General features: G+C 64.6%; 25 protein-coding genes. 8 read left to right on the top strand and 17 right to left on the bottom strand.

Features of this window, described 5'->3' with window-relative positions; translation table 11 throughout:
- Nucleotide 1: 1 nt before the first annotated feature.
- Entirely contained in the window at nucleotides 2-1,354 is a 1,353-nt protein-coding gene (locus CXR25_RS04160; protein WP_125240439.1) for an alkylhydroperoxidase domain protein, read from the top strand.
- Here the strand turns inward: CXR25_RS04160 and CXR25_RS04155 are convergent.
- Entirely contained in the window at nucleotides 1,299-1,889 is a 591-nt protein-coding gene (locus CXR25_RS04155; protein ID WP_125240438.1) for an SAM-dependent methyltransferase, read from the bottom strand. The two genes, CXR25_RS04160 and CXR25_RS04155, sit on opposite strands and share 56 nt — an antisense overlap.
- On the bottom strand, nucleotides 1,889-2,854 hold the full coding sequence (locus tag CXR25_RS04150; protein WP_069599605.1) for an NAD(P)/FAD-dependent oxidoreductase: 966 nt from the start codon (nucleotides 2,852-2,854) through the stop codon (nucleotides 1,889-1,891). Before CXR25_RS04150 ends, CXR25_RS04155 begins: the two co-directional genes overlap by 1 nt.
- 113 nt (nucleotides 2,855-2,967) lie before the next feature.
- On the opposite strand from CXR25_RS04150, the gene CXR25_RS04145 reads away from it, so the two are divergent.
- Nucleotides 2,968-3,567, top strand: coding sequence for a helix-turn-helix domain-containing protein (locus CXR25_RS04145; RefSeq protein WP_096146582.1), 600 nt, complete (start codon nucleotides 2,968-2,970; stop codon nucleotides 3,565-3,567).
- 7 nt (nucleotides 3,568-3,574) lie between these two features.
- Here the strand turns inward: CXR25_RS04145 and CXR25_RS04140 are convergent, their stop codons facing one another.
- From CXR25_RS04140 to CXR25_RS04110, 7 genes are all read right to left on the bottom strand, one after another.
- A complete protein-coding gene (locus tag CXR25_RS04140; protein WP_009883215.1) occupies nucleotides 3,575-3,994 on the bottom strand; it encodes a DUF779 domain-containing protein in 420 nt (139 codons plus the stop codon).
- On the bottom strand, nucleotides 3,994-5,517 hold the full coding sequence (gene exaC / locus CXR25_RS04135) for an acetaldehyde dehydrogenase ExaC (protein ID WP_125240437.1): 1,524 nt from the start codon (nucleotides 5,515-5,517) through the stop codon (nucleotides 3,994-3,996). Before exaC ends, CXR25_RS04140 begins: the two co-directional genes overlap by 1 nt.
- Before the next feature lie 171 nt (nucleotides 5,518-5,688).
- Nucleotides 5,689-6,147, bottom strand: a complete 459-nt coding sequence (locus CXR25_RS04130) for an SRPBCC family protein (RefSeq protein WP_009883217.1) — start codon at nucleotides 6,145-6,147, stop codon at nucleotides 5,689-5,691.
- The gene (locus CXR25_RS04125; RefSeq protein WP_009883218.1) at nucleotides 6,144-6,755 is read right to left on the bottom strand and encodes a M23 family metallopeptidase; all 612 of its coding nucleotides are present in this window, start codon (nucleotides 6,753-6,755) and stop codon (nucleotides 6,144-6,146) included. Before CXR25_RS04125 ends, CXR25_RS04130 begins: the two co-directional genes overlap by 4 nt.
- Nucleotides 6,756-6,761: 6 nt before the next feature.
- Nucleotides 6,762-7,325, bottom strand: coding sequence for a GNAT family N-acetyltransferase (locus CXR25_RS04120; protein ID WP_009883219.1), 564 nt, complete (start codon nucleotides 7,323-7,325; stop codon nucleotides 6,762-6,764).
- The gene (gene aqpZ / locus CXR25_RS04115) at nucleotides 7,322-8,080 is read right to left on the bottom strand and encodes an aquaporin Z (RefSeq protein ID WP_009883220.1); all 759 of its coding nucleotides are present in this window, start codon (nucleotides 8,078-8,080) and stop codon (nucleotides 7,322-7,324) included. Before aqpZ ends, CXR25_RS04120 begins: the two co-directional genes overlap by 4 nt.
- A 120-nt stretch (nucleotides 8,081-8,200) precedes the next feature.
- On the bottom strand, nucleotides 8,201-8,671 hold the full coding sequence (locus CXR25_RS04110; protein ID WP_101598180.1) for a GNAT family N-acetyltransferase: 471 nt from the start codon (nucleotides 8,669-8,671) through the stop codon (nucleotides 8,201-8,203).
- 77 nt (nucleotides 8,672-8,748) lie between these two features.
- On the opposite strand from CXR25_RS04110, the gene CXR25_RS04105 reads away from it, so the two are divergent.
- A complete protein-coding gene (locus CXR25_RS04105) occupies nucleotides 8,749-8,964 on the top strand; it encodes a hypothetical protein (protein ID WP_125240436.1) in 216 nt (71 codons plus the stop codon).
- A 3-nt stretch (nucleotides 8,965-8,967) separates the two neighbouring features.
- Here CXR25_RS04105 and CXR25_RS04100 read toward each other — a convergent pair whose 3' ends face one another.
- Nucleotides 8,968-10,038, bottom strand: coding sequence for an AI-2E family transporter (locus CXR25_RS04100; protein ID WP_092103486.1), 1,071 nt, complete (start codon nucleotides 10,036-10,038; stop codon nucleotides 8,968-8,970).
- Nucleotides 10,039-10,145: 107 nt separating this feature from the next.
- Here CXR25_RS04100 and CXR25_RS04095 point away from each other — a divergent pair, with 107 nt between their 5' ends.
- Entirely contained in the window at nucleotides 10,146-12,731 is a 2,586-nt protein-coding gene (locus CXR25_RS04095; protein ID WP_009883225.1) for a M3 family metallopeptidase, read from the top strand.
- On the top strand, nucleotides 12,706-13,455 hold the full coding sequence (locus CXR25_RS04090; RefSeq protein ID WP_009883226.1) for a queuosine precursor transporter: 750 nt from the start codon (nucleotides 12,706-12,708) through the stop codon (nucleotides 13,453-13,455). Before CXR25_RS04095 ends, CXR25_RS04090 begins: the two co-directional genes overlap by 26 nt.
- A 6-nt stretch (nucleotides 13,456-13,461) precedes the next feature.
- Here CXR25_RS04090 and tgt read toward each other — a convergent pair whose 3' ends face one another.
- Nucleotides 13,462-14,721, bottom strand: coding sequence for a tRNA guanosine(34) transglycosylase Tgt (gene tgt / locus CXR25_RS04085; RefSeq protein ID WP_180957291.1), 1,260 nt, complete (start codon nucleotides 14,719-14,721; stop codon nucleotides 13,462-13,464).
- A 21-nt stretch (nucleotides 14,722-14,742) separates the two neighbouring features.
- On the opposite strand from tgt, the gene mmuM reads away from it, so the two are divergent.
- Entirely contained in the window at nucleotides 14,743-15,669 is a 927-nt protein-coding gene (mmuM, locus tag CXR25_RS04080; protein WP_069599597.1) for a homocysteine S-methyltransferase, read from the top strand.
- A gap of 5 nt (nucleotides 15,670-15,674) precedes the next feature.
- Here the strand turns inward: mmuM and CXR25_RS04075 are convergent, their stop codons facing one another.
- The 3 genes from CXR25_RS04075 to CXR25_RS04065 form a co-directional block, all read right to left on the bottom strand.
- Entirely contained in the window at nucleotides 15,675-16,676 is a 1,002-nt protein-coding gene (locus tag CXR25_RS04075; protein WP_009883229.1) for an isopenicillin N synthase family dioxygenase, read from the bottom strand.
- An 85-nt stretch (nucleotides 16,677-16,761) separates the two neighbouring features.
- A complete protein-coding gene (locus CXR25_RS04070) occupies nucleotides 16,762-18,165 on the bottom strand; it encodes an FAD-binding oxidoreductase (RefSeq protein WP_069599595.1) in 1,404 nt (467 codons plus the stop codon).
- A complete protein-coding gene (locus CXR25_RS04065; protein WP_096168438.1) occupies nucleotides 18,162-19,247 on the bottom strand; it encodes an aminotransferase class I/II-fold pyridoxal phosphate-dependent enzyme in 1,086 nt (361 codons plus the stop codon). Before CXR25_RS04065 ends, CXR25_RS04070 begins: the two co-directional genes overlap by 4 nt.
- A gap of 216 nt (nucleotides 19,248-19,463) precedes the next feature.
- Here CXR25_RS04065 and CXR25_RS04060 point away from each other — a divergent pair, with 216 nt between their 5' ends.
- Nucleotides 19,464-20,939, top strand: coding sequence for a malate:quinone oxidoreductase (locus CXR25_RS04060; protein WP_096168439.1), 1,476 nt, complete (start codon nucleotides 19,464-19,466; stop codon nucleotides 20,937-20,939).
- 103 nt (nucleotides 20,940-21,042) lie between these two features.
- Here the strand turns inward: CXR25_RS04060 and CXR25_RS04055 are convergent, their stop codons facing one another.
- The 3 genes from CXR25_RS04055 to CXR25_RS04045 all read right to left on the bottom strand — a co-directional run bounded on the left by CXR25_RS04055 (nucleotide 21,043) and on the right by CXR25_RS04045 (nucleotide 24,696).
- A complete protein-coding gene (locus tag CXR25_RS04055) occupies nucleotides 21,043-21,867 on the bottom strand; it encodes a bifunctional allantoicase/(S)-ureidoglycine aminohydrolase (protein WP_125240435.1) in 825 nt (274 codons plus the stop codon).
- A gap of 36 nt (nucleotides 21,868-21,903) precedes the next feature.
- Nucleotides 21,904-23,211, bottom strand: a complete 1,308-nt coding sequence (locus CXR25_RS04050; RefSeq protein ID WP_009883234.1) for a DUF6986 family protein — start codon at nucleotides 23,209-23,211, stop codon at nucleotides 21,904-21,906.
- A 105-nt stretch (nucleotides 23,212-23,316) separates the two neighbouring features.
- Nucleotides 23,317-24,696: an NAD-dependent malic enzyme gene (locus tag CXR25_RS04045; RefSeq protein WP_125240434.1), complete on the bottom strand. Its 1,380-nt coding sequence runs from the start codon at nucleotides 24,694-24,696 to the stop codon at nucleotides 23,317-23,319.
- A gap of 242 nt (nucleotides 24,697-24,938) precedes the next feature.
- Between CXR25_RS04045 and CXR25_RS04040 the strand changes: the two genes are divergently transcribed.
- Nucleotides 24,939-25,724, top strand: coding sequence for an IclR family transcriptional regulator (locus CXR25_RS04040; protein ID WP_009883236.1), 786 nt, complete (start codon nucleotides 24,939-24,941; stop codon nucleotides 25,722-25,724).
- Nucleotides 25,725-25,761: the final 37 nt, after the last annotated feature.

Here is a 25,761-nt window from a genome sequence, read left to right as displayed (position 1 = left end):
CATGACCGACATCATCAACACCCTCGCCGGAATCGCCGCACAGGACCCCCTCGACAAGCTGCGCGATCACCGTGCACAGGCCAAGGACAACGCCCAGCTCAGCTTCGAAGCGCTGCTCGAACCAGCTGAGACCGGTGGGTTCTCCCACCGTGACCGCTATGCCGTCGCCGCATTCACGGCCGGCCTCCTCGGCGCGCCCGCGGCCGAGGAGTTCTACCGTGACCTCCTCCGTGACGAAGACGAGGTCGCCTCCTGGGAGATCGCCGAACTCCTCGATGAGGTGCTGCTCGAACTCGACTCCCGTTCGACCGTGCGCGGCCCCTACGGAACCTTCGAATCGGCTGCCCTGGCGGCCGAGAACGTCCCGGGACCCTGGCTGAGTGTGGAGAAGAAGTCGAGCGAGGTGCTGGGCGCACAGCTGGCCGCCGGCCTCGAATTCGCCCATCTCCTAGTTCTGCATCCCCGCGACTCACGTCCCGAACACATGGCGCTGCTCCTCGACGCCGGCTGGGACGAAGACTCGATCGTCACGCTCGCGCAGCTCGTGTCATTCCTCAACTTCCAGATCCGCATCAGCACCGGACTCACTGCCCTGGTCCACGCACCGGCGACGACCCTGCCCCCGGTCTCGGACGAACCGCCCGAAGCGGGCGACGGTGACGGCGAGGCCACCTCTGCGAGGGACTCTGCCGCTTCGTCGAAGGGCAGCGAGGCTCTGGCCCGGGTCGGCGAGCGCGTCAGCACCTATCCCGGGCTCACCCGTCCGGAGCTGTTCCAGCAGTCCGGGCTGGGCTGGGTGCCCTGGATCTCCCCCGTCGCCGAGGCGGACCTGACCGATGTCCAGCGCGAGGCACTCATCGAGGCGGGGCGGGCGAAGAACCCCTACTTCCGGCTCCTGGCCAGGGATCCGGCTGCCCTGCGAGCACGAACACTGACCGACCTCGACATCTTCTTCAACACCACCGACGGGCTCGGCCGGGCCGAACGTGAGCTGGCCGCGACCGTGGCCTCACGTCTCAACGGGTGCCTGTTCTGCGCCTCGATCCACTCGGACCGGGCCACGGAGGAGTCGGGTCGCCGGGACCTGGTGCAGACGCTGCTCGACACGGGTGTGGAAACGCCGTCGAACCTCGGCGATGCTGTCTGGGACGCTGTCGTCGACGCTTCCGCGGCTCTCACGCTGACCCCGCAGGCGTTCGGTCCTGCGCATGTCAATGCACTGCGCGAGGCCGGCCTCGACGATGGCGACATCATCGACGTACTCAACTGCGCAGCCTTCTTCAACTGGGCCAACCGCCTCATGCTCTCCCTCGGCGAACCCGAGGTGCTCGCACCCGGGATTCCTCGGCGGTGACGACGGTCCAGACGACTCGATCGAGACGCTCAGTGATCGAGTCGGCAGTCGCTGAGGCTACTGCCGGCGGGTGAGAATCGCCGTGAGAGTCGCCATGGCCGTGGTGGAGGTGGCCGACGATGAGGAGTGTTCCCCCGGGTGCCACCCAATCCGCGATGCGCCCGTAGAAGTCCAGCTGAGGCATTGCCGGATGCGCGTAGTGGGTGGTGACCAGGTCGTACTGCGTCTCCGGCGCCCAGCTGGAGAGATCGGCCTGGATCCAGCGCACCCGGTCACTGACTCCGGCGACCGCAGCGCGGTCCTTCGCGTGGTCAAGTGCTGCATACGCAACGTCGGCTCCGGTGACATCCCAGCCCTGAGCTGCCAGCCAGATGGCCTCTGCTCCGGCACCGCAGCCGGCGTCGAGTGCGGTTCCGGATTCGAGTCCGCTGACCTCCTTGATCAGGTGAGGGTTCGGATCGCCTGAGCTCATCGCTGGGGCGCGTTCACCGGTCCAGGTCTGATCCCAGTAGGTCTTGTCGAATGAGTGTGTCATCAGCTTGCCTCCTGTGCCTGCTCGGTCTCGTGCTGCGCCACTGCGCGATCGAGGTCGGTGAAGATGAGGTCGGTGTTGAGGTGCTGTGCGGCGAGCGCACCGGCCGCTGCCGCACCACTGACCTGCGCTCCGATGTCGGTAGCATTGCCGGCCACCCAGACGCCGGGGACCGCGGTCTGCCCGAAGGCTTCGGTTTCGATGAAAGCCCCAGCAGGACGGGCCGTGGGCTCGAGCCCGATCCCTGCGAAGAGTTCGGTGCGGGCAACCATCGGCGTAGCGACGACTGCAGCATCCACGGCAATGACCTGTCCATCACCCAGACGCACACCCGTGAGCGTGTCATCGGTGATCTCCAGGCTGTCGATGTCCCCGTCGATGACTGGGATGTCGAGCGCGCGAAGTTTGACCTGATCTTCCTCGCTCAGCTGTTGGTCTCCGGAGAAGAGCATCACATGAGGGCTCCACTGCTTGAACAGAAAGGCCTTGTGGATGGCCATCGGACTGGTGGCGAGGATGCCGATGCGACTGTCGCGGACCTCCCATCCGTGGCAGTAGGGGCAGTGAAGGACGCCACGACCCCACTGTTCGCGCACGCCCGGGATCTCGGGCAGTTCGTCGACGAGGCCGGTCGCCATGAGCAGCCGTCTGCCGACGATCTCTTCGCCGTTGTCCACGGTGATTGTGAACCTGTCGACTTCGCCGCTGATTTCGGTGACCTGGCCGTCGATGATCTCGCCGCCGTAGCTCTGCACTTCGTCTCGGCCTCGGGTCAACAGCTCTGCGGGGCTGATGCCTTCGAGTCCGAGGAGCCCATGGACTCCGTCGGCCGGAGCATTGCGCGGGTGGCCGGCATCGATGACTGTCACCCTCCGGCGTGCGCGGGCCAGGGTCAGGCCAGCGCTGAGTCCGGCCGCACCGGCTCCGACGATCACGACGTCTCGAATCGCGCTCTGCTTCTCTGCCATGTCCTGGTCCTCTCAAAGTATGTGGAGTCGCCGCTGCGGCGCTCCGATACTTCGATGGTGACAACCCATTCGCGGTATTGCAAACAGGTTTGCCGAATGGCAAAATGAGGGGCATGGATGAACTCATGGACCGCACACTCGACGCCGTCGGGCCACGGCTGAAGCAGCTACGGCAGCGCCGCGACATCACTCTCACCGACCTGTCCGAAGAGACCGGCATCTCGATCAGCACGCTCTCGCGCCTCGAGGCCGGGCACCGCCGTCCCAGCCTCGAACAGCTCCTGCCCTTGGCACGAGCATTCGGGGCCACTCTCGACGAACTCGTCGACGCGCCCCCGACCGGGGATCCGCGCATCAATCTGCGGCCCCTGCCCACTCGCGACGGCCGGACGATCCTGCCGCTGACCCGTCGGGCAGGGGGCATCCAGGCCTATAAATTCGTGCTGCCGACAGGCTCGGATGAGGCCACGCCAGAGCTGCGCAGCCATGAGGGCTACGACTGGGTCTTCGTCCTCAACGGCAGCCTTCGCCTCGTCCTCGGCGAGCACGATCTCATCATGGAACCCGGCGAGGCAGCCGAGTTCGACACCCGCACCCCGCACTGGTTCGGCGCCACCAGTGCAGGGCCCGTCGAGTTCCTCAGCCTCGTCGGCAAGCAGGGCGAGAGAGCCCACGTCCGTGCGGCACCGAAGCGCCACCTCGGCGAGGGTTAGCGGTATCTCAGCCGACGTCCATGAGGGTGGACCGGATGATGAAGCGGTTGCCTGTCGGGGACTCGACGCTGAAGCCGCTGCCACGTCCAGGAACCACATCGATCGTGAGATGGGTGTGCTTCCAGTACTCGAACTGCTCGACCGACATCCAGAAGTCGAGGCCCGCCTTCTCTGCGTCATCGACGGGCAGTTCGAAGTGGCCGAGGAGAACGTCGGCCTCCGAGGTCAGGAAGTCGCCTTCGGGGAAGCACATCGGCGAGGACCCGTCGCAGCAGCCACCCGACTGGTGGAACATCAGTTGGCCGTGCTTGGCGACCAGATCGCCGAGGAGGTCGACAGCGGCCTGTGTCATGGCCACCCTCGACTTCTCCTCCCCGTCGATGGTCGGCGCTGATTCCAGCGCCGCGGTCTGTGTAGATTCACTCATCAGAAAAATCCTTTCGCGTTCTCCGAGTAGCTGACCAGCAGGTTCTTCGTCTGCTGGTAGTGGTCGAGCATCATCAGGTGGTTCTCTCGGCCGATTCCCGATGACTTGTATCCGCCGAAGGCAGCGTGTGCCGGATAGGCGTGGTAATTGTTGACCCAGACGCGACCGGCCTGGATGTCTCGGCCTGCCCGGTAGGCGGTGTTGCCGGTCCGGGCCCAGACGCCGGCGCCGAGTCCGTAGAGCGTGTCATTGGCCGTGGTGATGGCGTCGTCGTAGTCCTTGAACGAGGTCAGGGCGACGACGGGGCCGAAGATCTCCTCCTGGAAGATCCGCATATTGTTCGAGCCCTTGAAGATGGTGGGCTGGACGTAGAAGCCTCCGGAGAGGTCGCCCTCGAGTTCGGCCTTGTCGCCGCCGATGAGCACCTCGGCGCCTTCGTCCTTGCCGATCTGCAGGTAGGACATGATCTTCTCGTACTGATCATTCGAGGCCTGCGCGCCGACCTGGGTATCGGTGTCGAGTGGATTGCCCTGCTTGATCGCTCGCACACGCTCGACACCGGACGCGACGAAGTCATCGAAGATCGACTCCTGGACGAGAGCGCGAGACGGACAGGTGCAGACCTCACCCTGATTGAGTGCGAACATCGCGAAGCCTTCGAGCGCCTTGTCGCGGTAGCTGTCGTCGGCGGCGAGGACGTCTTCGAAGAAGATGTTCGGTGACTTGCCGCCGAGTTCCAGGGTGACCGGGATGATGTTCTGCGAGGCGTACTGCATGATGAGTCGGCCGGTCGTCGTCTCGCCGGTGAAGGCGATCTTCTTGATCCGCTTGTTCGAGGCCAGGGGCTTGCCCGCTTCGACTCCGAAGCCGTTGACGATGTTGAGCACACCGGCTGGCAGCAGATCGCCGACGAGTTCGGCGAGGATGAGGATCGATGCCGGGGTCTGCTCGGCGGGTTTGAGGACGACGCAGTTGCCTGCCGCCAGTGCCGGTGCCAGCTTCCACGTGGCCATGAGAATGGGGAAGTTCCACGGAATGATCTGTCCGACGACGCCGAGCGGCTCGTGGAAGTGATAGGCGACCGTATCGTCGTCGATCTGGGAGAGTCCGCCTTCCTGAGCCCGTATCGCCGAGGCGAAATAGCGGAAGTGGTCGATGGCCAGTGGAATGTCGGCGGCCAGTGGTTCGCGGATGCCCTTGCCGTTGTCCCAGGTCTCGGCGACCGCGATCATCTCAAGATTGGCCTCCATGCGATCAGCGATCTTGAGCAGGATGTTCGAGCGCTCGGTCACCGAGGTCTTTCCCCAGGCCGGTGCTGCTGCCCAGGCCGCGTCGAGGGCGGTTTCGATATCTTCGGCGGTGGAGCTGGGAATCTCGGTGAAGGCCTGACCTGTGACGGGAGTGATGTTGTCGAAGTAGTTGCCGTTCTTCGGCGGCACCCACTCTCCTCCGATGTAGTTCTCGTAGCGTGGCTTGAACGTGACGAGGGAACCTTCGGTACCGGGTGCTGAGTAGACTGCCATGACACTCCTTCGTGTGAGTCCATCCGCTCGCCTCGCACGCACTGTTTCGCGTGCTGCGCATGTTCGTGGTCGACTGCGCGAAGCGGATGTGTCCGTGTCCTCTCACCATAGGTCTCAGAGTGCGAGGGGACAATAGGTGTCATGGGTTCGCCGCGGTGCTCGACCCAAAGTTCAGCGGCTGTCGAGAACGTTTCGCCGCAGGAGTTCCAGGCTGAAGTCCCACCCGTCAGAGAAGAAGTCGCGTGCCTCGCCTCGGCGGTCGATGGGAATGTCCTCGAAGGTGTGCGTGATAGTCACCTTCGTGTCCCTGCCATGAGGCTCCAGAGTGATCGCAACGCGGTCGGTTGGGCCGAAGCGTCCGTTCGTCCGACGACGGATCACGAGGCCGCGCATTTCATCGACGGCAGTGATCCCACCGGTGAGCACATACTCGTAGGAGTCGTCTTCGTAGCGCTCCTCGTAGGGGCTGCCGACTCGTGGTTCGAAATCGATCTGCACCGTCGGAGGTGGACACCACCACCTGCTCAGTCGAGCCGGGTCAGCCACGTGCTCCCACACCTCGGCGATCACCGCTTTGATCACCAGCGATCTGGCGAAGCTCCAAACCAATTCCGCACGGTCAGCACTCATACCGTAACGATTCCCCTGTTGGAAGGCATCGCGCCGTTGAAGGTTATTGGCACGGCAGCCGCATTATCAATGTCGACACTGTCGATCGCTTGGACATGCACATGCGGTTCGGTGCTGTTGCCGGAGTTTCCGCACAGCCCGATTTCTTCGCCGATCTCAACGTGCTGTCCCACCCGAACCCGTGTGCTCCGACGCTGGAGGTGGCAGAGCACGACCACGCCACCATCGCACCGGATCATGACGTGGTTGCCGGCGAGCGCAAGCCAACCTGCCTCGGCCCGACGCTTCTGTGTGAGCGTGTACCCAATCGACGACATCCCGCGGTACGAGAGATGGTCACGCTCGGTGTCATGAGACGCCACGACAGTTCCAGCGACCGGAGAGAGCACCGAACGGCCGAAGCCGACGAAATTTTCCGGCGGTTCCGGGCGCAGCAAAGAACCGAAAGTGAACGGAGCCGAGCGTCCCGAATCATCGACCGGCACGAAGTCGATTGCATATGAGGTCGCGAAGAGTCTCGTGCCGTGGCTCGGCACCCGATTGGCAGGACTGTTCTGGACCAGCCATCTGCCGGTGAAGGGGTAGTCCATATCGAGCACGTCGGCCATCGTTCGTCACCCCGTGAAGTGCCCAGGCCGCACCGAAGCAAACAGGACCATGTCCCGCCGCTCACCGCCGACCTTGCGATGTCTGTCCTGGAGGCTCTCTTCACGAACATAACCGGCGCGTTCGGCGGTGCGAATCGATCCGTCATTCCAGGGTTCGATAAAGAGTTCAACGCGGCGCAGGTCGGGTACCGTCCATGCGAACTCCGTCAGGGCCGCGAGCGCCTCGGCTGCATAGCCGCGCCCACGCTCGGAGGGTGCAACCGCATAACCAGCACTCGCTCGCCCCTCGTCGAGATCCTTCAGCCAGAGACCACAATGGCCGATTGCGACATCATCTGACCGGCGCGCAATGGTGAACGAGAATCCCGCCCCTTCAGCATGCCGTTTCTGCTGTCGCCCCACCCAAGCCAAGGCCTCCTGCACAGTGGCGCCTCCCGGCAGTGAACCCGTCTGCGGCACATAAGGATCGGTCGACAGGGATTGCGCCATCGCTGCGTCTCGCGCCTCCACCGCCCGCAGCAGAACCTGCCCATGAGCCGGAGCCTCCGCAGGCCAGGGTGGCAGTGTCATCCGCCCTCGGTGATGGGAACTTCGGCAGCCTTCGGGAACAGCAGGTTATAGGTGAGTCCGGCCACGGCGGCACCAGCGAGCGGTGCGAGGAAGAACACCCACACCTGACCGAGCGCGTCTCCACCGGCGAACACCGCAACCCCGAAGGAGCGGGCCGGGTTGACGGAGGTGTTGGACACCGGGATGGCGACGAGGTGGATGAGCGTGAGTGAGAGACCGATCGCCAGAGGGGCCATTCCGACCGGGGACCTGTCATCGGTCGCCCCGAGGATCACGTAGAGGAAGATGGCGGTGAGGACGAACTCGGCGATGAGCACGCTGAGCAAGGAGAATCCGTTCGGGGAGAATTCTCCATAGCCGTTCGTCGCCAGCCCATCCTTCGCTAGCGAATAGTCCGGGTTGCCCGAGGCGATGAGGAGCACGACTCCACCGGCGACGATGCCGGCGACCAACTGCGTGATCCAGTAGGGCACGGCGTCTTTCACTGGGGTCCTGCCCGCAAGCACGCAGCCCAGTGTCACTGCTGGATTGAAGTGTCCGCCGGAGACATGTCCGACGGCGTAGGCCATGACGACGACGGTGAGGCCGAAGGCCAGTGCGACACCGAGGAATCCGATGCCCATGTTGAGGCCGTCATCACCGACGACCTTCGCGGCGAATACGGCCGCGCCGCAACCGCCGAAGACGAGGACGAAGGTGCCGAGGAATTCGGCGAAGATCTTTGAGACTAGTGTGGGTTTCTGCTGGAGAGCCATGACGAATCATCCGATCTGTGATGTGTGTCACATACCATGTCGATTCCCATACTACAGTCACGTCTCAGCAGATGAACCCAAGCTGTGCTGTCGTTTCCTCCCAGTGGGTACGACGAGGCTTCAGACCAGCGGCATGACCATGATCAGGCAGGGCGTCTGCTCATCCCAGAGGTCGGTCTCCTCGAGCGGGAGAAATCCCATCTTCTGATAGAAGTGTCGAGTCCGGTCGTAGTTGGGATCGGGGCTCGAGGCTCCCAGGGTCTTGACCTGCAACAGTGCCGCTCCCCGTGCCCTCACATCACTTGCGACCGCACGCATCATCGCCGTGCCGACTCCCGTTCCATGCACGGATCTGTCGACGACCGTGAAATGCACCTCGGCGGAGTGGTCGAAATGCCACGACACCAAGGTGACGCCGACGACCTCTCCAGCATCGTCTCGCACCGTCCACGTCTCCATGGTCCGTGCATCATCGACGAACTCAGCGTTGGATTCCGGTCTGCCGAACCACTCGGGGACGGTCAGCAGAAGACGGTCCACATCCTCGGGCACCTGGTCATCTCGGACTGCACTCCATCGTGTCTGTGTCATCCCACCCATCCTAACGACCGTCCGGAACGGTCACAGCCACCTCGGCGCTGGTCGACGGTCTTGGTACGCTGACGAACATGAGTGAAGTCGACAGCCCGGTCCTGCGCCTGATCCCGTTTCTCGCGGCATTCACGGTCGCGGTGTTCCTCGGCCTGCCCGCGATGGGCAACGGAGATCTGCTGGCGGCCGTCGTCGTCGCCGCCGTCGCCTACTTCGTGACCTACTACCTGGTCAGGTACATCATCGGACTCATCGTCCGCAACCGCCGCAACAGCACCGACGACCAGGACTAGCAGCTACCTCTCGTCCTGCGCAGGCACGACGACTTTGCGGATGATGATCATTCCCGAGGCGGCCACGGGCACAGCGACCACGGCCCCGAGGACTCCGCCCAGGGTGCCGCCGGCGATGGCCGCGATGATGACGAGCGCACCGGGCACATTGACCGCGGTCTTCATGATGCGGGGGCTGAGCAGGTACGCCTCCACCTGCATGTACACGAGGTAGTAGATGCCGACGGCGATCCCCAGCCCCGGAGAGACCATGAGGCAGGATCCGGTGATGATGATCGCACCGGTGATCGGGCCGACGAGTGGGATGAGTGAGGCGAGGAACGCGATGAACGCCAACAGCGCCGGCAGCGGGGCACCGATGATGGTGAGGAAGATCGCCGAGCACACGCCGTTGACGATGCCCAAGGACACCTGACCCAGAACGTAGCGTCCGATGGATCGGGTGACTTCCTCGGTGACGGATTCGACGGTCGGTCGGGAGCTCGCAGCGACGAGGGAGAGCATGGCCGACTTGATCGTCGGCATCGTCACGGCGAAGTAGATGGTGAGGATGACGACGATGACGACGCCGGCGAGGAAGCTGATAATGCCGGCTCCGATGGACACGACCCCGCCGCCCAGCGACACCACGTTCTTCGGGTCGGATGCCCACTCGCCGAGGTTGGCGAAGATCTTGTCGAGATCGACCGCTCCGGTGAATCTCTGTTCGAGGTCGGCGACCCACCCTGTGGCCGCCAGGCTCGCGACGATGTCCGGAAGATCACCGATGAACTGCTGGATCTGGCTGATGACGGCAGGGGCGATGAGCAGCACAGCACCCGCGACGATGGCGAGGAAGGCCAGAACGACGAGGACGACCGACAGGGACCGGGGCAGCCTGCGCTCGACCAGCCACAGCACGATCGGTTCGAGTCCGAGCGCGAGGAACAGGGCCAGACCGATGTAGATGATGACGGTCGCCACGGACTGCAGGGCCGTGATCAGCCCGAAGGCGAGTCCCACACCGAGCGTTCCGGTGAAGCCGACCCGGAATGCGCTGTTGAGAGTCAGCGATTTTCCCTGCCCTTTGCCCATGGTGACAAGTGTAACCAGCGACCATGCGCTTCAGCGTGTTCACGCGTTAGGATCGAGGGCGAGACCTGGCACAATCCTTCAACCGTGTAGAAAGTGGTACGTCGACGATGAGCTCCGATCCGAACAGCATCGATGTCTGGGAGGCCTTCCTCGACCCACAGGGCGAATTCTCACTGCCCGATTTCTCCGCGGTCACTCCGGCATCACTGATCACTGCGGTCAGGGCGGCCACCGACTTCGCGCGATCCGAGGTCGAAGACATCATCGGTGATGAGAACGAGCCGACGTTCGTGTCGACAACCGTGCGCTTCGAATCCGCGACCATTCCCATGGCCCGCATCTCGGCCGTGGTGAGCGCCGTGGAGTCGAATCATCTCCGTCCCGAATTCGCCGATGCCGTCGCCGAGGTGTGGGATCGTCTGTCCGCGGCACGGACCCGGATCTTCCTCGACGTCGATCTCTTCCACCGCATCGAACAGGTACCATCGACCGATCTCAACCCCGAGGACAAGCGTCAGCAGGAGCTCACCGTCGAGGAGTTCGTGCGTGCCGGAGCCCGCCTCGGTGCGGAAGAGCGCGACCAGATGTCCACCATCGCGGCCGAGCTCACGACCCTAGGAACCTCCTTCTCCCGTGCCCTGCAGAAGGACACCAGGGAGCTTGCCGTCCATCTCGACGATAAGGCGCAGCTGGCCGGACTCAGCGAGGACCAGGTCGCGGCCGCGGCCAATCGGGCCGCCGAGCGAGGCACCGACGGGTACCTGCTGCCGCTGAACAACTTCACCCAGCAGCTTGTCCTCGAATCCCTGGAATCGGCTGCGACCCGCAAACAAGTCTTGGACAATTCGACCTCCCGCGGTGCCCGCGGCGGTGAGGGCGACACCCGGACTCAGGTCGCCGACACCACGGCGCTGCGAGCACTGCAGGCGAAGCTGCTGGGATACCCGTCCTATTCGTCGTTTGCCATCGACAATCAGACCGCCGGTGGCCCGGATGCGGCCGCAGACATCGTGTCCTCGCTCATCGCGCCGGCCAATGCACAGTTGGCCGAGGAGCTGGCACAGGTCAAGGACCATTACGGCCTCACTGATGTCGCACCCGAGGACGTCAAGCATCGTCTGGCGCAGTACCGGGCCGAGAAATTCGACATCGACGCCGATGAGGTCGCCAAGTACTTCGAGTTCGACACCGTCCTCAATGAAGGCGTCTTCCGCGCGGCCACGGGTCTCTACGGAGTCACCTTCGCCCCACGCGAGACTGTCTCCGCCTGGCACGAGGATGTGCGGACCTTCGAGGTCACCGACGCCAATGAACGCACCCTGGGACTCATCCTCCTCGACCCCTACTCCCGGGACACGAAGCGCGGCGGCGCATGGATGGGTGAGCTGGTGACAAGTTCACGGCTGACCGGGCACCTGCCCGTGGTCACACTCTCGCTCAATCTGGCCAAGCCGGGCGAAGGTCGACCGACGCTGCTCAACCCCACCGAGCTCAACACCCTCTTCCACGAATTCGGCCACGTCCTTCACGGCCTGTTCGCGAACTCGACCTACCCGTCGACAGCCGGGACAGCTGTGCCTCGCGACTACGTGGAATTCCCGTCCCAGCTCAATGAGATGTGGCGCTTCCACCCGCAGGTCCTCCCCCACTACGCCAAGCACGTGGAGACGGGCGAGCCGATGCCCGAATCCCTGGTCACCGCTCTCATCGACAGTGAGAAGTTCGGCCAAGGCTTCGACACGACCGAGTATCTGGCCGCGGCCATGCTCGACCTCTCCTGGCATTCGCTGGAGGCCGGTGAGCACATCACCGACGTCCTGTCCTTCGAATCCGAGGTACTCGCCGCAGCCGGGTTCACCGACCTGGTTCCGCCCCGCTACCGCACCACGTACTTCGGCCACATCTTCGCCTCCGGCTATGCCGCCGGTTACTACTCCTACCTCTACTCGGAGGTCATCGCAGCCTGGGTCAGCGAATGGTTCGAGGCCCAGGGCGGACTCAACCGGGAAGCCGGCGATGCCTTCCGTGAGGCCATCCTGGCCCCCGGCTACTCGATCGACCCGATGAGTGCGATCGAACGCTTCTTCGGCACCCGCCCCGATGTCGCACCCCTGCTGCGCAGGCGCGGACTGGCCGAGCCGGTGGAAGAATCGGCGCCCGCCGAGGAACCGGCCGAAGAGCCCACCGAGGTCGATGCCGCCGAGCCGAAGGGGCACCGCAACCATGCGGCGGTCTCCCAGGTCCTCGAAGCCAATGGAATCGAACCACAGATCAGACTCTTCACCGATGCCACCCCTACCGCAGCCTCGGCGGCGGAGAAGGTCGGCGTGGAGGTCGGAGCGATTGCGAACAGCCTGATCTTCTCCGCTGAGGGCGAACCGGTGCTCATCATGACCTCCGGTCGCCACCGCGTGGACACGGACTTCGTGGCCGGACTCATCGGGCTGAGCTCCCTCGATCGGGCCGATAAGGATCTGGTGCGCACCGCGACGGGGCAGGTCATCGGCGGGGTCGCCCCATGCGGGCATCCGCAGCCGATCCCCACGTATGTCGACGTGGCGCTGAAGGACTATCCTGTTCTCTGGGCTGCGGCCGGCACACCGAACTCGATGATGCCGCTGACGTATGAGCAGCTGCTGGCGATCACCGGAGGGAAGGAAATCACTGTTGTCGAAGAAGGTGCCGAAGCCTGAGGGCTCGGACGAGCCGAGCACTGGAGGCCCGGAGGCGCTGAGCGCTGCGGGCAGATTGGCGGCCTTCGCCTCCTCCCGAGGACGCTACTATGCGGTGATTCTGGCCGTGTTCTCTGCGGTGCTCATCATCTCCAACATCTCCGCGACGAAGGTCATCGGCTTCGGACCCATCGTCACCGACGGCGGTGCATTCCTGTTTCCCATCGCCTACATCCTCGGCGATGTGATCAGCGAGGTCTACGGTTTCAAAGCCGCCCGCAAGGCCGTCATCACCGGTTTCGGACTCCAGATCCTGGCGACTCTCGTGTTCTGGCTCGTCCTCATCTCACCCCCGGGACCCGGCTATGAGAACCAGGACGCCTTCGCCGCCGTCCTCGGCTTCTACCCGCGCATCGTCGCCGCGTCCTTAGTCGGCTACTTCTTCGGCCAGCTGCTGAACTCGTATGTGCTCGTGGCTGTGAAGAAGCGCATGGGCGAACAGAAGCTGTGGGTCCGCCTGCTCACCTCTACCGGGGTCGGAGAGTTCGTCGACACTCTGCTGTTCTGCGTCATCGCCTTCGCCGGGGTCATCCCCGGACTCGATTTCATCAACTACATCGTCTTCGGCTTCGTCTACAAGGTCGCCGTCGAAGTCATCCTCATGCCCGTGACCTATCGGGTGATCAAGCTCGTGAAGAAGCACGAACCCAGCTACGAGCTGCCCGACGGCAGCACGACCGCCTAGCCGCGCTCAGGCCTTCTTGGCGTAGTAGCGGCCCAGCACCTCGGCTTCGAGTTCGGCGAAGCGACCGTCGATCATCGACTGTCGGATCTCGGCGACGAGGTTGACGACGAAGTACTCGTTGTGGACGGTGCACAGGGTGGAGAAGAGCATCTCCTTGGCCTTGTACAGGTGCCGCAGGTAGGCCCGCGAGTAGTTCTGGCACGTGTAGCAGGCACAGTCGGGATCCAGCGGCCCGAAGTCCCTGCGGTACTTCGCCCCGGTCAGGTTATAGCGGCCGTCGCGGGTGTAGATCGCGGCGTTGCGGGCCACTCGTGAGGGCGAGACGCAGTCGAAGGTGTCCGCACCGGTCTTGATCGCCTCGAACAGGTCATCGGGTTCCGAGATGCCCAGCAGGTGGCGGGGCTTGTTCTCCGGCAGCTCCTCGCACACCCAGCGGATGATGGTGCCGAGGTTCTCCTTCTCCAGGGCGCCGCCAATGCCGAAGCCGTCGAAGTCCATCCCACCCAGATCGCGTGCTGCCTTGCGCCGCAGGTCCTCGTACTGTGCACCCTGGAGCACGCCGAAGAGTGCCTGGTAGGGCCGGTGGGTGCGGGCGGCGGTCTGGCGCTGGTGCTCCTCGATGCAGCGAAGAGCCCACTGCCGGGTGCGTTCGAGCGACTCGACCTGGTAGCCGCGCGTGTTGACCAGGGTCGTCAGCTCGTCGAAGGCGAACATGATGTCCGCGCCGAGTTCGTGCTGGACCCGCATGGAGACCTCGGGGGTGAAACGATGCATGGTCCCGTCCAGGTGGGACTTGAAGGTCACCCCGTCGTCGTCGACGTTCGACATGCGTTCCTTGCCGACGGCAACGAGATCATCGTTCTGTTCGCCGGTCGACTCCATCGAGATGACCTTTTTGAACCCCGAGCCCAAGCTCATCACCTGGAATCCGCCGGAGTCCGTAAACGTTGGGCCGGGCCAGTTCATGAACTTGCCCAGTCCTCCGGCCTCGTCGATGAGGTCAGAGCCGGGCTGCAGGTAGAGGTGGTAGGCGTTGGCGAGCACCGCCTGGCCGCCGAGTTCGGCCACCTCGTCGGGGCGTACGGCCTTGACCGTGGCCTTCGTGCCGACCGGGATGAACGCGGGCGTTGCGATGTCCCCGTGCGGGGTGTGGATGACGCCGGTGCGACCCCCCTGGTCGAGGCGGGTGCCGACCTCGAACCCGAACCGGGAGCGGTCGTTGATGGGCGCTGTCTCAGATTCTGCGGAGGATTCGATTCGGGTCACGCGACCAGTTTAACTGGGAGCATGAGTCAGACCTTCATCCACCTGCTCCAGGCTGCTGTGCGCTCGGGCGACCCTCTCGTCATCGACGGCGGCCTGGGTACCGCGCTCGAGTCCCGCGGCATCGATCTGAGCCACGAGCTGTGGTCGGCGGCTCTGCTCCGGGACTCCCCCGAAACCCTCGCCGAGGTGCACGCCGACTTCATCCGCGCCGGTGCCCAGATCGTCACGACCGCCAGCTACCAGGCGACCCCCTTGGGGTTCGAGCGGGCATCGATCCCCGCCGAGGAGGGTCTGCGTCTCATCGCACGTAGCGTCGAGATCGCGGCTGGGGCCGGTGATGCCCTCGTCGCCGGGTCCGTCGGACCCTACGGCGCGGCATTGGGCAACGGCGCCGAGTACACCGGCGACTATCACCTCAGCGACGAGGAGTTCGCCGCCTTCCACCGTCCCCGAATCGAGGCTCTGGTCAACGCCGGTGCCGACCTGCTGGCCATCGAGACACAGCCTTCGTTGCCGGAGATCACAGTGCTCGCAGGCCTGGCCGATGAGTACGGGATTCCCGCGTGGCTGAGCGTGACCCTGGCTGACCAGGGGGACCTCGCCGATGGTTCTCACATGGCCGACCGGACACCCTTGAGCGACCTCGCCGAGGCGGTTGCTGACTCGAGAATGATCCGCGCCGTCGGCGTCAACTGCGTCCGGCCGTCACTCGTGGCCCCCGCGCTGGCGGCCTTGGCGAGCGCCACGGACCTCCCGCTCATCGCTTACCCGAATTCGGGTGAGACCTACGATGCGGCCACGATGGAATGGCGCGAGGACTCTGCCTTCGACACGAGCCCGTCGACCCTGGCACCGTGGGTGTCGGCCGGTGTTCGCATCATCGGCGGCTGCTGCCGGACGACACCGGCCGACATCGCCGGTCTCGCCGACTCGGTGCCGCAGCTCTGAGCATCTCAGTTCGCGATGTGCTGCGCGTAGTATTTCTCAGCGACGTTCGGGTGTGAGCGCAGACGCGACATGAACGCATTCTGCCCATAGACCGCGTGCAGCGCGTCGAGTTCATCGACAGAAACTCCACGCGCCTCGGCGGCAAGCTCCGGCGGGAGTTCAACCGGCGGCAGATGACTGCTCAGAGCAGGGTTGTAGAAGAAGGGTATCGAGATCCGGTCTTCGCCTGGTTTGGTCGGCAGCACCCGATGGACCGTCGCCTTAAGATACCCGTTCGTCGCGACCTCGAGGAGCTTGCCGATATTGACGATGAAGGCATTGTCGATCGGATCCGCATCGATATAGCCGTCATCTGTCAGCACCTGCAGGCCAGTGGTGCCCGGCTGCGGGTAGAGCAGAGTGAGAGTACCGCCGTCACGATGTTCGCCCACCCCTTGGGTCACGTCCTCGTTCTCGGCTGCCGGATAGCGGACGATCTTGATGAATGATTCCGGGTCGCGGTCGAAGGCAGCGAAGAAGTGATCGGCCTCCTGGCCCAGGCTCAGCGCCCATTGAGCCAGCAGCCTATTGCCGACCTCCGTGAGCTGGGCGTGCCAGGCGTCAGTGACCTCCCGCAGCTGCGGCAATGACTGCGGATACTGATTGGGGCCGGTGAGATTGTCATAGTCGTGTTCAGGTTCCGTCACCGGTTCGCGTTCGGGCCCGATGTCGATCTGCTCACGCCAGTCGACGCGGCCGCGTGTGCGTTCGCCACCCGTGCGCGTATAACCGCGGAAATGCGGGGAGTTGATGTTCTCTATCGCCAGCTTCTCATCCTCGGGGAGAGCGAAGAACTTCTGTGCTGTTTCGATGATTGCGCTGAAGTCCTCGTTGGGGACACCGTGGCCGACGAGGTAGAAGAATCCGATCTCATGCGTGATTCTGCGCAGGTCTGCTCGAAACGTCTCGGCGGTCGCGGGATCCTCAGACAGGCTGAGGTCGAGGATGGGGAGTTGGCGAAGCGTCATTGCTGAGTCCTTTCCTAGGTGCTCAGAACCCTAGTGCGAACTCCTGCCGCCACACCGTGACGAAGTCATCAGCGGTCACGAAGCGTCACACGCCGAACATTTTCCCCGGATTGAGGATCCCCAGCGGGTCAAGGGCGTTCTTGATCTGGGTGTGCATCAGCCTGGCTCCGGCATCGAGTTCGCGTCCGAGCCACTCGCGCTTGAGGAATCCGACACCGTGTTCCCCCGTGATCGTCCCACCCAGATCGAGGCCCAGCTGCATGATCGCAGCGAACGCCTCCTGCGCTTGGCTGACCTGAGCCTCGTCCCCGGCGTCGAAGACCACCGAAGGATGCATGTTTCCGTCACCGGCGTGACCGGCCGTGGCGACCTCGACGTCGAAGCGGGCATCGATGAGCGCCAGGCGTTCGAAGAACTCCCCGAGAGCGGAGCGCGGCACGCACACATCATCGACGAGCTCTCCCCCACCACGAGTGTGGGCGTACTTCTCCATCGCCGGGGCCACCGCTCGGCGGGCTGCGACGAGCATCTGCGAATCGGCAGGATCGTCGGAGACGAAGACCTCGGAGCCGCCGTTGGACTCCGCGACCCGGCGGAAGGCTTCGAGCTCCTCCATCGCCCCGGCGCCCTTGGCATCGGACTGCACGAGCAGCAGTGCACCGACATCGTCCGGCAGACCGAAGTCGCCGTAGGCATTGATCATCGCCACGCTGGGACCGTCGATGAACTCCAGCATCGACGGATTCGCCCCCGACCCCATGTACTCGGTGACGGTGCGTCCGGCCGATGCGGTGTCGGGGAAGATTCCCACTGCGGTGATCGGCTGCGTCAGTGCCGGTTTCAGGGCCAGAGTCACCTCGACGATGGTGCCCAAGGTGCCTTCGGACCCGACGAACAGGGCCGCCAGGTCGAGACCGGCGACACCCTTGGCAGTCGGACGGCCCAGCTTCGTCACGGTTCCGTCGGCGAGCACCACGGTCATGGCCCGCACATAGTCCTTGGTCACGCCGTACTTCACGCAGCACATGCCACCGGCGTTCGTGGCGACATTGCCGCCGATCGTCGAGATCGCCACCGACCCTGGATCGGGCGGGTAGGCCAGTCCGTGTTCGGCCAGCGCCGTCTTCAGGTCTTGGTTGATGACGCCGGGCTGGACGCGGCAGGTCTGATTCACCTCGTCGATCTCGAGGACCTGATCCATCGCTGCGACATTGAGCAGGAGGCCGCCGTCGACGGCGTTCGCGGCACCGGACAGGCCGGTCCGTGCGCCCTGGGTGACGACGGGGATGTGGTGCTGCGTGGCGAAGGACATCACTGCCACGACGTCATCGACCGTGCGTGCCCGCACCAGGGCCAGGGCCTGGCCCGCCGGGCAGAACAGGGCCTTGTCGGAGGCGTAGCTGTCGATGACGTCCCTGTCGGTGACCAGCGCGCCGGGGCTCAGCCGAGCCTCCAGGTCCTGGGTCGGAATCTCGGCTGTCACACTCATGCGGTCCGCGAGGCTGCGAACTTCGTGGCCACTTCGCGCACCCGGTCGAGAGCTTCATCGGGTCCGATGCTGATGCGCACCCCGCCGCTGAGCTTCCGCACGGCCACGGCCTGGGCTGCGCAGGCAGCTTCGAAGTCTTGTGCGTCATCGTCGGGCAGGCTGACCCACACATAGTTGCCCTGCGAGTCGGTGACGGTGAGTCCCGCATTCCGCAGATCCTGTGCGAACTGGTCACGAGTGGCCGCGACGTCCTTGGCCCGGACGAGGACCTCGTCGTTGCGCGACAGTGATTCTACGGCCGCGACCTGAGCCGTCGAGGTGACGCTGAAGGGTGCGATGACCTGGCGCAGTGCGGTCGCGATCGTCGGATCGGCGACGCCGAAGCCCACCCGCAGGCCAGCCAGGCCATGGGCCTTGGAGAAGGTGCGTGCCAACACCAGATTCGGGAACTTCCGGTAGGCGGCCATCCCATCGACCACCTCGGCGTCGGTGGCGAACTCGAAGTACGCCTCGTCGAGGACGACGATGACCTCGGCAGGGACCTCGGCCATGAAGCCGTCGAGCTCGGCCGTCGAGATCGACAGGCCGGTCGGATTGTTGGGCGAGCAGAGCAGGATGAGGCGGGTCGTTTCGTCGATGGCGGCGACGAGGCCCGGGAAGTCGTGCCGGCCGTCTTCGAGCAGCGGCACGGGGCGCTTCTCGGCACCGCGCGCCGAGGCGAGGATCGGGTACATCTCGAAGGAGGGCCAGGGGTAGACCACCGAGGTGCCTGCTTCGAGGGTGATGTTCGTCAGCGCGGAGAGGATCTCCGAGGCCCCGGCACCGGGCACGATCTCGGAGGCATCGACGTCGAGGTGGGCCGCAATATCGGCGACCAGCTTCGTCGACTTCGGATCGGGATAGTTCGCGGGCACCTGCCCGGGGTCGGTGATCGACTTGAGGACGACCGGCAGCGGTGCCAGGTGGTTCTCGTTCGAGGACAGTTTGTACGGTTTCAGACCCGGTGTGGTGGTCGGGGGTTTGCCCGGCACATACGGCGGGAATTCGGCCAGGGCATCACGAAGCAGGAAGCGATTCGACATGTGCCCATATTTGCACATCCTGTGGCGGGCGACACAAGGCGTCCACGCGCTAAACGTCCGAATGGTCGGAAAATGCGTGTGACTGCGGACGATCACCGGCTGTGAGGTTGCTCGCACGGGACTCCTGTACGCAGGGGCGGGTTACTGGTTCGCGTGTGGCGAAGAGTAGTCTGTGAGTCGAATACATGTAGTCAGTGACGAAGGATGAGAGTCGAAATGCCCTCAACGCAGGAAAAGGTTGACGTTGTCTTGATCGGCGGCGGCATCATGAGCTCCACTCTTGGTGCCATGCTGACCGAACTTCAGCCCGAATGGGATATCCGGGTCTACGAGAAGCTCGACTATGTCGCCGAGGAGAGCTCCGATCCCTGGAACAACGCAGGCACCGGCCACGCCGCCCTGTGCGAACTCAACTACACTCCTGAGGACGAGAACGGCCACGTCGATCTCGCGAAGGCCTCGCAGATCAACGAGCAGTTCCATCACTCCCGCCAGTACTGGTCGCACCTCGTCGACAACGGCGTCCTGGCAGAGCCGAAGTCCTTCATCAACCAGGTCCCTCACATCAGCTACGGCCGTGGTGAGAAGGGACGCGACTACATCAAGAACCGCTACGAGCAGATGGTGCGCAATCCGCTCTTCTCCGAGATGGAGTACACCGACGACCCGGCCACCCAGGCCGAGTGGCTGCCGCTGATGTTCGAAGGCCGCGGACCCGGTCAGGTCAACGGCATCTCGCGCACGAAGATCGGCACGGACGTCGACTTCGGTTCGCTCTCGCACCAGCTGCTCAACTACGTCGGCGACAAGGGTGCCACGATCCGCACCAGCCACCAGGTCACCGACCTGGAACGCTCCTCCGACGGCTGGGTCGTCACCGTCAAGGACCTGCTCTCCCACGAGACCCATAAGATCAATGCGAAGTTCGTCTTCAACGGCGCTGGCGGCGGTGCTCTGCCGCTGCTGCAGAAGTCGGGCATCCCCGAGGGCCGCGGCTACGGCGGATTCCCCGTCTCCGGCATCTTCCTGCGGACCTCGAACCCCGATCTCGTCGCCCGTCACCAGGCCAAGGTCTACGGCCAGGCTTCCTTCGGTGCTCCTGCCATGTCGGTGCCTCACCTCGACACCCGTGTCGTCGACGGCAAGGATTACCTGCTCTTCGGCCCTTACGCCGGCTTCTCTCCGAAGTTCCTCAAGGGCGGACGCTTCACCGATCTGCCCTTCTCGGTGCGCGGAAACAACCTGCCCACAATGCTCAACGTGGCCAAGGACAACACCGACCTCGTCACCTACCTCGTCTCCGAGCTGGCCTCGTCGAAGAAGGCCCGCTTCGAGTCGATGCACGAGTTCATCCCGAACATCGACCCCAGCGACTGGGAGTTCATCCAGGCCGGTCAGCGCGTGCAGGTGATGAAGAAGGATCCCAAGAAGGGCGGAGTGCTCAGCTTCGGCACCGAGCTCATCTCCTCGGCCGACGGCTCGATCGCTACTCTCCTCGGCGCCTCCCCCGGTGCATCGACGGCAGTGTCGATCATGCTCAACCTGCTCAAGACCTGCTTCCCCCGCCAGTACAGCAGCTGGGAGCCTGCGATCAAGGACATGGTTCCCTCGCTGGGCCGCAGCCTCGCCGATGACGAGACACTGCTCAAGGAGCTCTCCGAGTACACGGCTCGCACCCTCAAGCTGATCTGATCGGCTGACGACTGGTAGCTGACAACAGCTGGATACAGAAAGAACGGCGGACCCTGCGGTCCGCCGTTCTTCGTGTGTCAGCGTCTATGAGTGAGTCAGTGCCTCACAGCTCGACCTGGCGGTTGACGTCCTTGTAGAGCAGGTAGCGGAAGCGGCCCGGTCCGCCGGCGTAGCAGGCCTGCGGGCAGAAGGCGCGCATCGAGATGAAGTCACCTTCCTGCACCTCCACCCAGTCGCCGTTGAGACGGTAGACGGCCTTGCCTTCGAGCACGTAGAGACCATGCTCCATCTCATGGGTCTCGGCGAAGGGGATCACGGCACCGGGTTCGAAGGTCACGATGTTCACGTGCATGTCGTAGGCCAGGTTGTCCGGATCCAGGGGACGCGTCGTGCGCCACCGGTTGTCGGTGCCCGGCATCGAGGCGGGCTCGACGTCAGCTTCCTGACCGAACTTGGCCTCCGGGGTCAGCCCGGCCACGGGCTGGTAGCGCTTGCGCACCCAATGGAAACGTGCCGCCTCGGCGCCGGTGGACTTCACGCTCCACGTCGAACCGGCAGGCAGGAATCCGTAGCCGCCGGCGGTCAGGGTGTGGGCCTGGCCCTCGTGGGTGATCTCGAGCGTTCCCGCCATGAGGAAGATGAACCCCTCGACCCCGGCCTGCGGTTCTGGCTTCTCCGAGCCGCCGCCGGGAGCGACCTCGAGGATGGTCTGGGAGAACGTCACCGCTCCCCCGGCCACCGGCTTGCTCAGCACCCACGACCTGGTCCCCGTCCATTCGGGCAGATTCGAGGTCACGATGTCGCGCATGACGCCGCGCGGGATCACGGTGTACGCCTCGGTGACGATCGCGCGGTCAGTCAGAAGGTCCGTCTGCGGCGGGTGCCCGCCGGTGGGCGCGAAGTAGGTGTAGGGGTCGGTCGTCGTCATGGGTGTGGTGTCTCCTTGAGATCGGGGCTGGTCAGGTCACTCGGCCGCGCCGGTGGCGGCGATGTGGTTGAGTGTTTCGATCGACATCTTCGTCCGGCCGGTCACGAATTCCTCGGTGTGGGCGCCGCACGAGAGCCCGCGGCCCAGGTAGCGGGCCAGTGCCCGTGCCGTCGCCGGCTCGTCGAGGACGGCCGAGTCCTCCTGGAACACGTAGTTGCGCAGCCTGGTCGCCGCCCGCTCCGCGCCTTCGCGGTAGAAGCGGAAGGTGGCGAGGAAGCGGGTGGGCAGCTGATGCGGGTGCATGTCCCAACCCTGGTAGATGCCGCGCTTGAGGTGCCTGCGGACCAGTCCGGCGTGCAGGCTCCAGGCGCGATGAATCTCCTCGGGCTCGCCGAGGGGCATGATGTTCGTGGACCCGTCGGAGAGGTGGACGCCGGTGCCGGCGACCGCGAGCATCATCTGGTTCTTCGCGAAATCGGCCACGGGGTGATCCATCGCCTGGTAGGCGGCGGCGACGCCCATCGAAGCCGAGTAGTCGTAGGTGCCGTAGTGCAGGGAGGTGATGCGCCCGGCTCCCGCGTCGAGGACCGGAGCCAGCGGCACGGTGCCGTCGGCGCCGAGGATGAGCTGTGGGGTCTCGACCTGCACCTCGAAGGTGATCGAGCCCTCGGCGAGACCGTGCTGGGCCTCAAGCGCTCGGCAGGCGAGGACCATGGCGGACACCTGAGCGACAGTGCTCACCTTCGGCAGCGTGAGCACCAACTGCGTCGGCAGGGATCCGTGGGCGGCGATCACCTCGGCGAGGAAGAGGTCAAGGGTGCGCAGACCGCGCGCCCGGGTCTCGGCCTCCATGCATTTGAACCGGATGCCGAAGAACGCCGGTGCACCCGTCTCGTCCAGGCCCGCGATCACATTGCGTGCGGCCTGGCGGACGCAGTCGTCCTCGGTCGCGTCGCCCCGGTTGCCGAACCCGTCTTCGAAGTCCAGCCGCAGGTCTTCGATCGGTTCGGTGGCCAGCTTTGTGGTGACCGCCTCGGCGAGCATCTCTGCTTCCCGGGCGACCTGGTGCAGATTGGGCATTGTCTGGCTGTCGGGTGCCACCGTCTCCTTACGGGAGGCGATGATGACGCGTTCGGCCAGCTGGACCATCCCGCCGTTGGCTTCGACGCAGTCGAGCGCCTGCGCACCCCACTCACGGGGCAGCGACGGGCTCGACAGATGCCCGGGGACGTAGACGGTGTGCACGGGCTGCCGGACGTCACGGTCGCCGGGATAGCGAGTGCTCAGCAGCTCGTCAGTGTCCGCCAGGAGTGAATCGATGTCGGTCAACGTTGATTGATCCAATTTCACATTCTCTTTCGTAGCATCGTTGCGCGGGAGGACTGGTCTCTCCACATTGTCTCTCATAAAACGTCGACCGGCCTCCCGTTTCAGGAGACCGGTCCATGTTCAGGAGGAGACTGCCGCAACCGCTGCCGCCACCTTCGTCGCCACCTCTGGGTCGAAGACCGAGGGCACCACATAGCCGGGGTGGAGTTCCTCCTCCGGGATGCACGAGGCGATCGCGTCGGCTGCGGCGACCATGATGTTCTCGTCGATGTCGGTGGCCTCGGCGTCGAGGAGTCCGCGGAAGATGCCGGGGAAGGCCAGCACATTGTTGATCTGGTTCGGGTAGTCGCTACGTCCCGTGGCCACGACGGCCGCGTACTTGAGCGCCTCGGCGGGGTCGACCTCGGGATCCGGGTTGGCCATGGCGAAGACGAGGGCGTCCTTGTTCATCGCCTGGATGTCGGCGCCGTCGAGCACGTTCGGGGCCGAGACGCCGATGAACACGTCAGAGCCCGCGACGGCCTCCTTGAGCGTGCCCTCGAAGCCCTCAGGGTTCGTGTTGGCCTGCAGCCACACCTTGTGCTCGGTGTCGACGGTCGAGTTCGGTCCGATCGCACCGTTGCGTCCGCAGGCGATGATGTTCTTGGCACCGGCGACCTGGAGCAGGCGGATGATCGCGTTGCCGGCGGCACCGACGCCGGAGACGACGATGCGCTGATCCTCGAGCTTGCGGCCCACGACCTTGAGAGCGTTCTTCAGCGCGGCCAGCGTGACGATGCCGGTGCCGTGCTGATCGTCGTGGAAGACGGGAATGTCGAGCTCTTCACGGAGCCTGGCCTCGATCTCGAAGCAGCGCGGTGCCGAGATGTCCTCGAGGTTGATGCCGCCGTAGGCCGGGGCGATGGCCTTGCAGATCGAGATGATCTCCTCGGTGTCCTTCGTATCCAGGGCCACGGGCCAGGCGTCGACACCGGCGAACTGCTTGAACAGGACGGCCTTGCCTTCCATCACGGGCATCGCGGCTTCGGGGCCGATGTCGCCGAGGCCGAGGACCGCGGTGCCGTCGGTGACGACGGCGACGGTGTTGCGCTTGATCGTGAGCCTGCGGGCATCGGCCTTGTTCTCCGCGATGGCCATGCACACACGCGCCACACCCGGGGTGTAGGCGCGGGAGAGGTCGTCACGGTTGCGCAGCGGCACCTTGGGGGTGGATTCGAGCTTGCCGCCGAGGTGGAGCAGGAAGGTGCGGTCGGAGACCTTGTGGACCTCGACGCCGTCGAGCGCGCCGAGCGCGGCCGCCACCTCGTCGGAGTGGGCGACATCGCGGGTATCGGCGCTGACGTCGATCATCACCGTATGCGGGGTGGACTCGACGACGTCGAGGGCGGTGATCGCGGCACCGGTTGCAGCGGCGGAGGCCACGAGATCGGACGTCGATGTCCGACCGACTGCGGTCTCCACGCGAAGAGTGATTGAGTATCCGGGGCTTGGAACAGCCATGGGAGTTATCCTCTCTGATAAGTCTTTTCCGTATTACGGATAATATCTTCTGTATAGTGGAAAATCTAGCCAGAATGCTCTGTAGCGGAAACTTTCTTCCATTTCAGGTCTAGACTGAGTGACAGTTTCGCTGAGCGATCCCTTGCTCAGCGATCAGCGCTTTCAGCCGGCGGCACTCAGCGTCGAGCCTGTCCGGCATATCCGCGAACACGAATTTCTATGGACGAGGAAGAGGAACTGGGATGACCAGCAATGACACGAAGGCCCCTGCGATCCGCCAGACGAAGGGCGGCGTCCAATCCGTCGAGCGCGCCTTCGGACTCCTCGAATGCATCGCGAATTCCTCGGGGTCGGCAACCCTGAGCCACATCGCCGCCGAGGTCAGCCTCCCCCTGCCGACGATCCACCGCCTGCTCAACACTCTGGTCAACCTCGGCGTGGTGCGTCAGCTGCCCAACCGCGGCTATGCGCTGGGACCGGGCCTCATTCGCCTCGGCAACCTCGCCGGCGCCCAGCTGGGTGCCATCGCCCGTCCCTACCTGCGGACCCTCGTGGACGAACTCGGCGAGTCCGCGAACGTCGCGACCATCGACGGCGACATGGTCGTCTACGTCGACCAGGTGGCCTCGCAGCACCAGATGCGCATGTTCACCGAGGTGGGCCGCCGTGCCCATATGCACGACACCGGAGTGGGCAAGGCGATGCTCGCAGGCCTCGATTCCGAGCAGGTGCGTCACATCGTGACGACCGCGGGCATGCCCACCCCCACGCAGTACAGCATCGGCACCGTCGACGACCTCGAAACCGAGCTCGAGCGCATCCGCGACCGCGGCTACTCCATCGATGAGCAGGAACAGGAGCTGGGTGTGCGCTGCTTCGCAATGTCGATCCCCGAGGCGCCCGCTCCCCTGGCCATCTCCGTGTCCGGACCCATCAGCCGCGTCGACAAGGCCTTCTCAGATCGCGCCATCCCGCTGCTGCGCTCAGCCGCCGAGGCGATCTCGGACGACATGCGCCGTGGCGCCTGAGCCAGACTCTCCAGCCGCGGAATGCACTGGGCCACCC

The organism is Brevibacterium aurantiacum (genome assembly GCF_003932995.1).
Classification (GTDB): Bacteria; Actinomycetota; Actinomycetes; order Actinomycetales; family Brevibacteriaceae; genus Brevibacterium; species Brevibacterium aurantiacum.
This window is presented reverse-complemented; position numbering and strand designations above follow the sequence as displayed.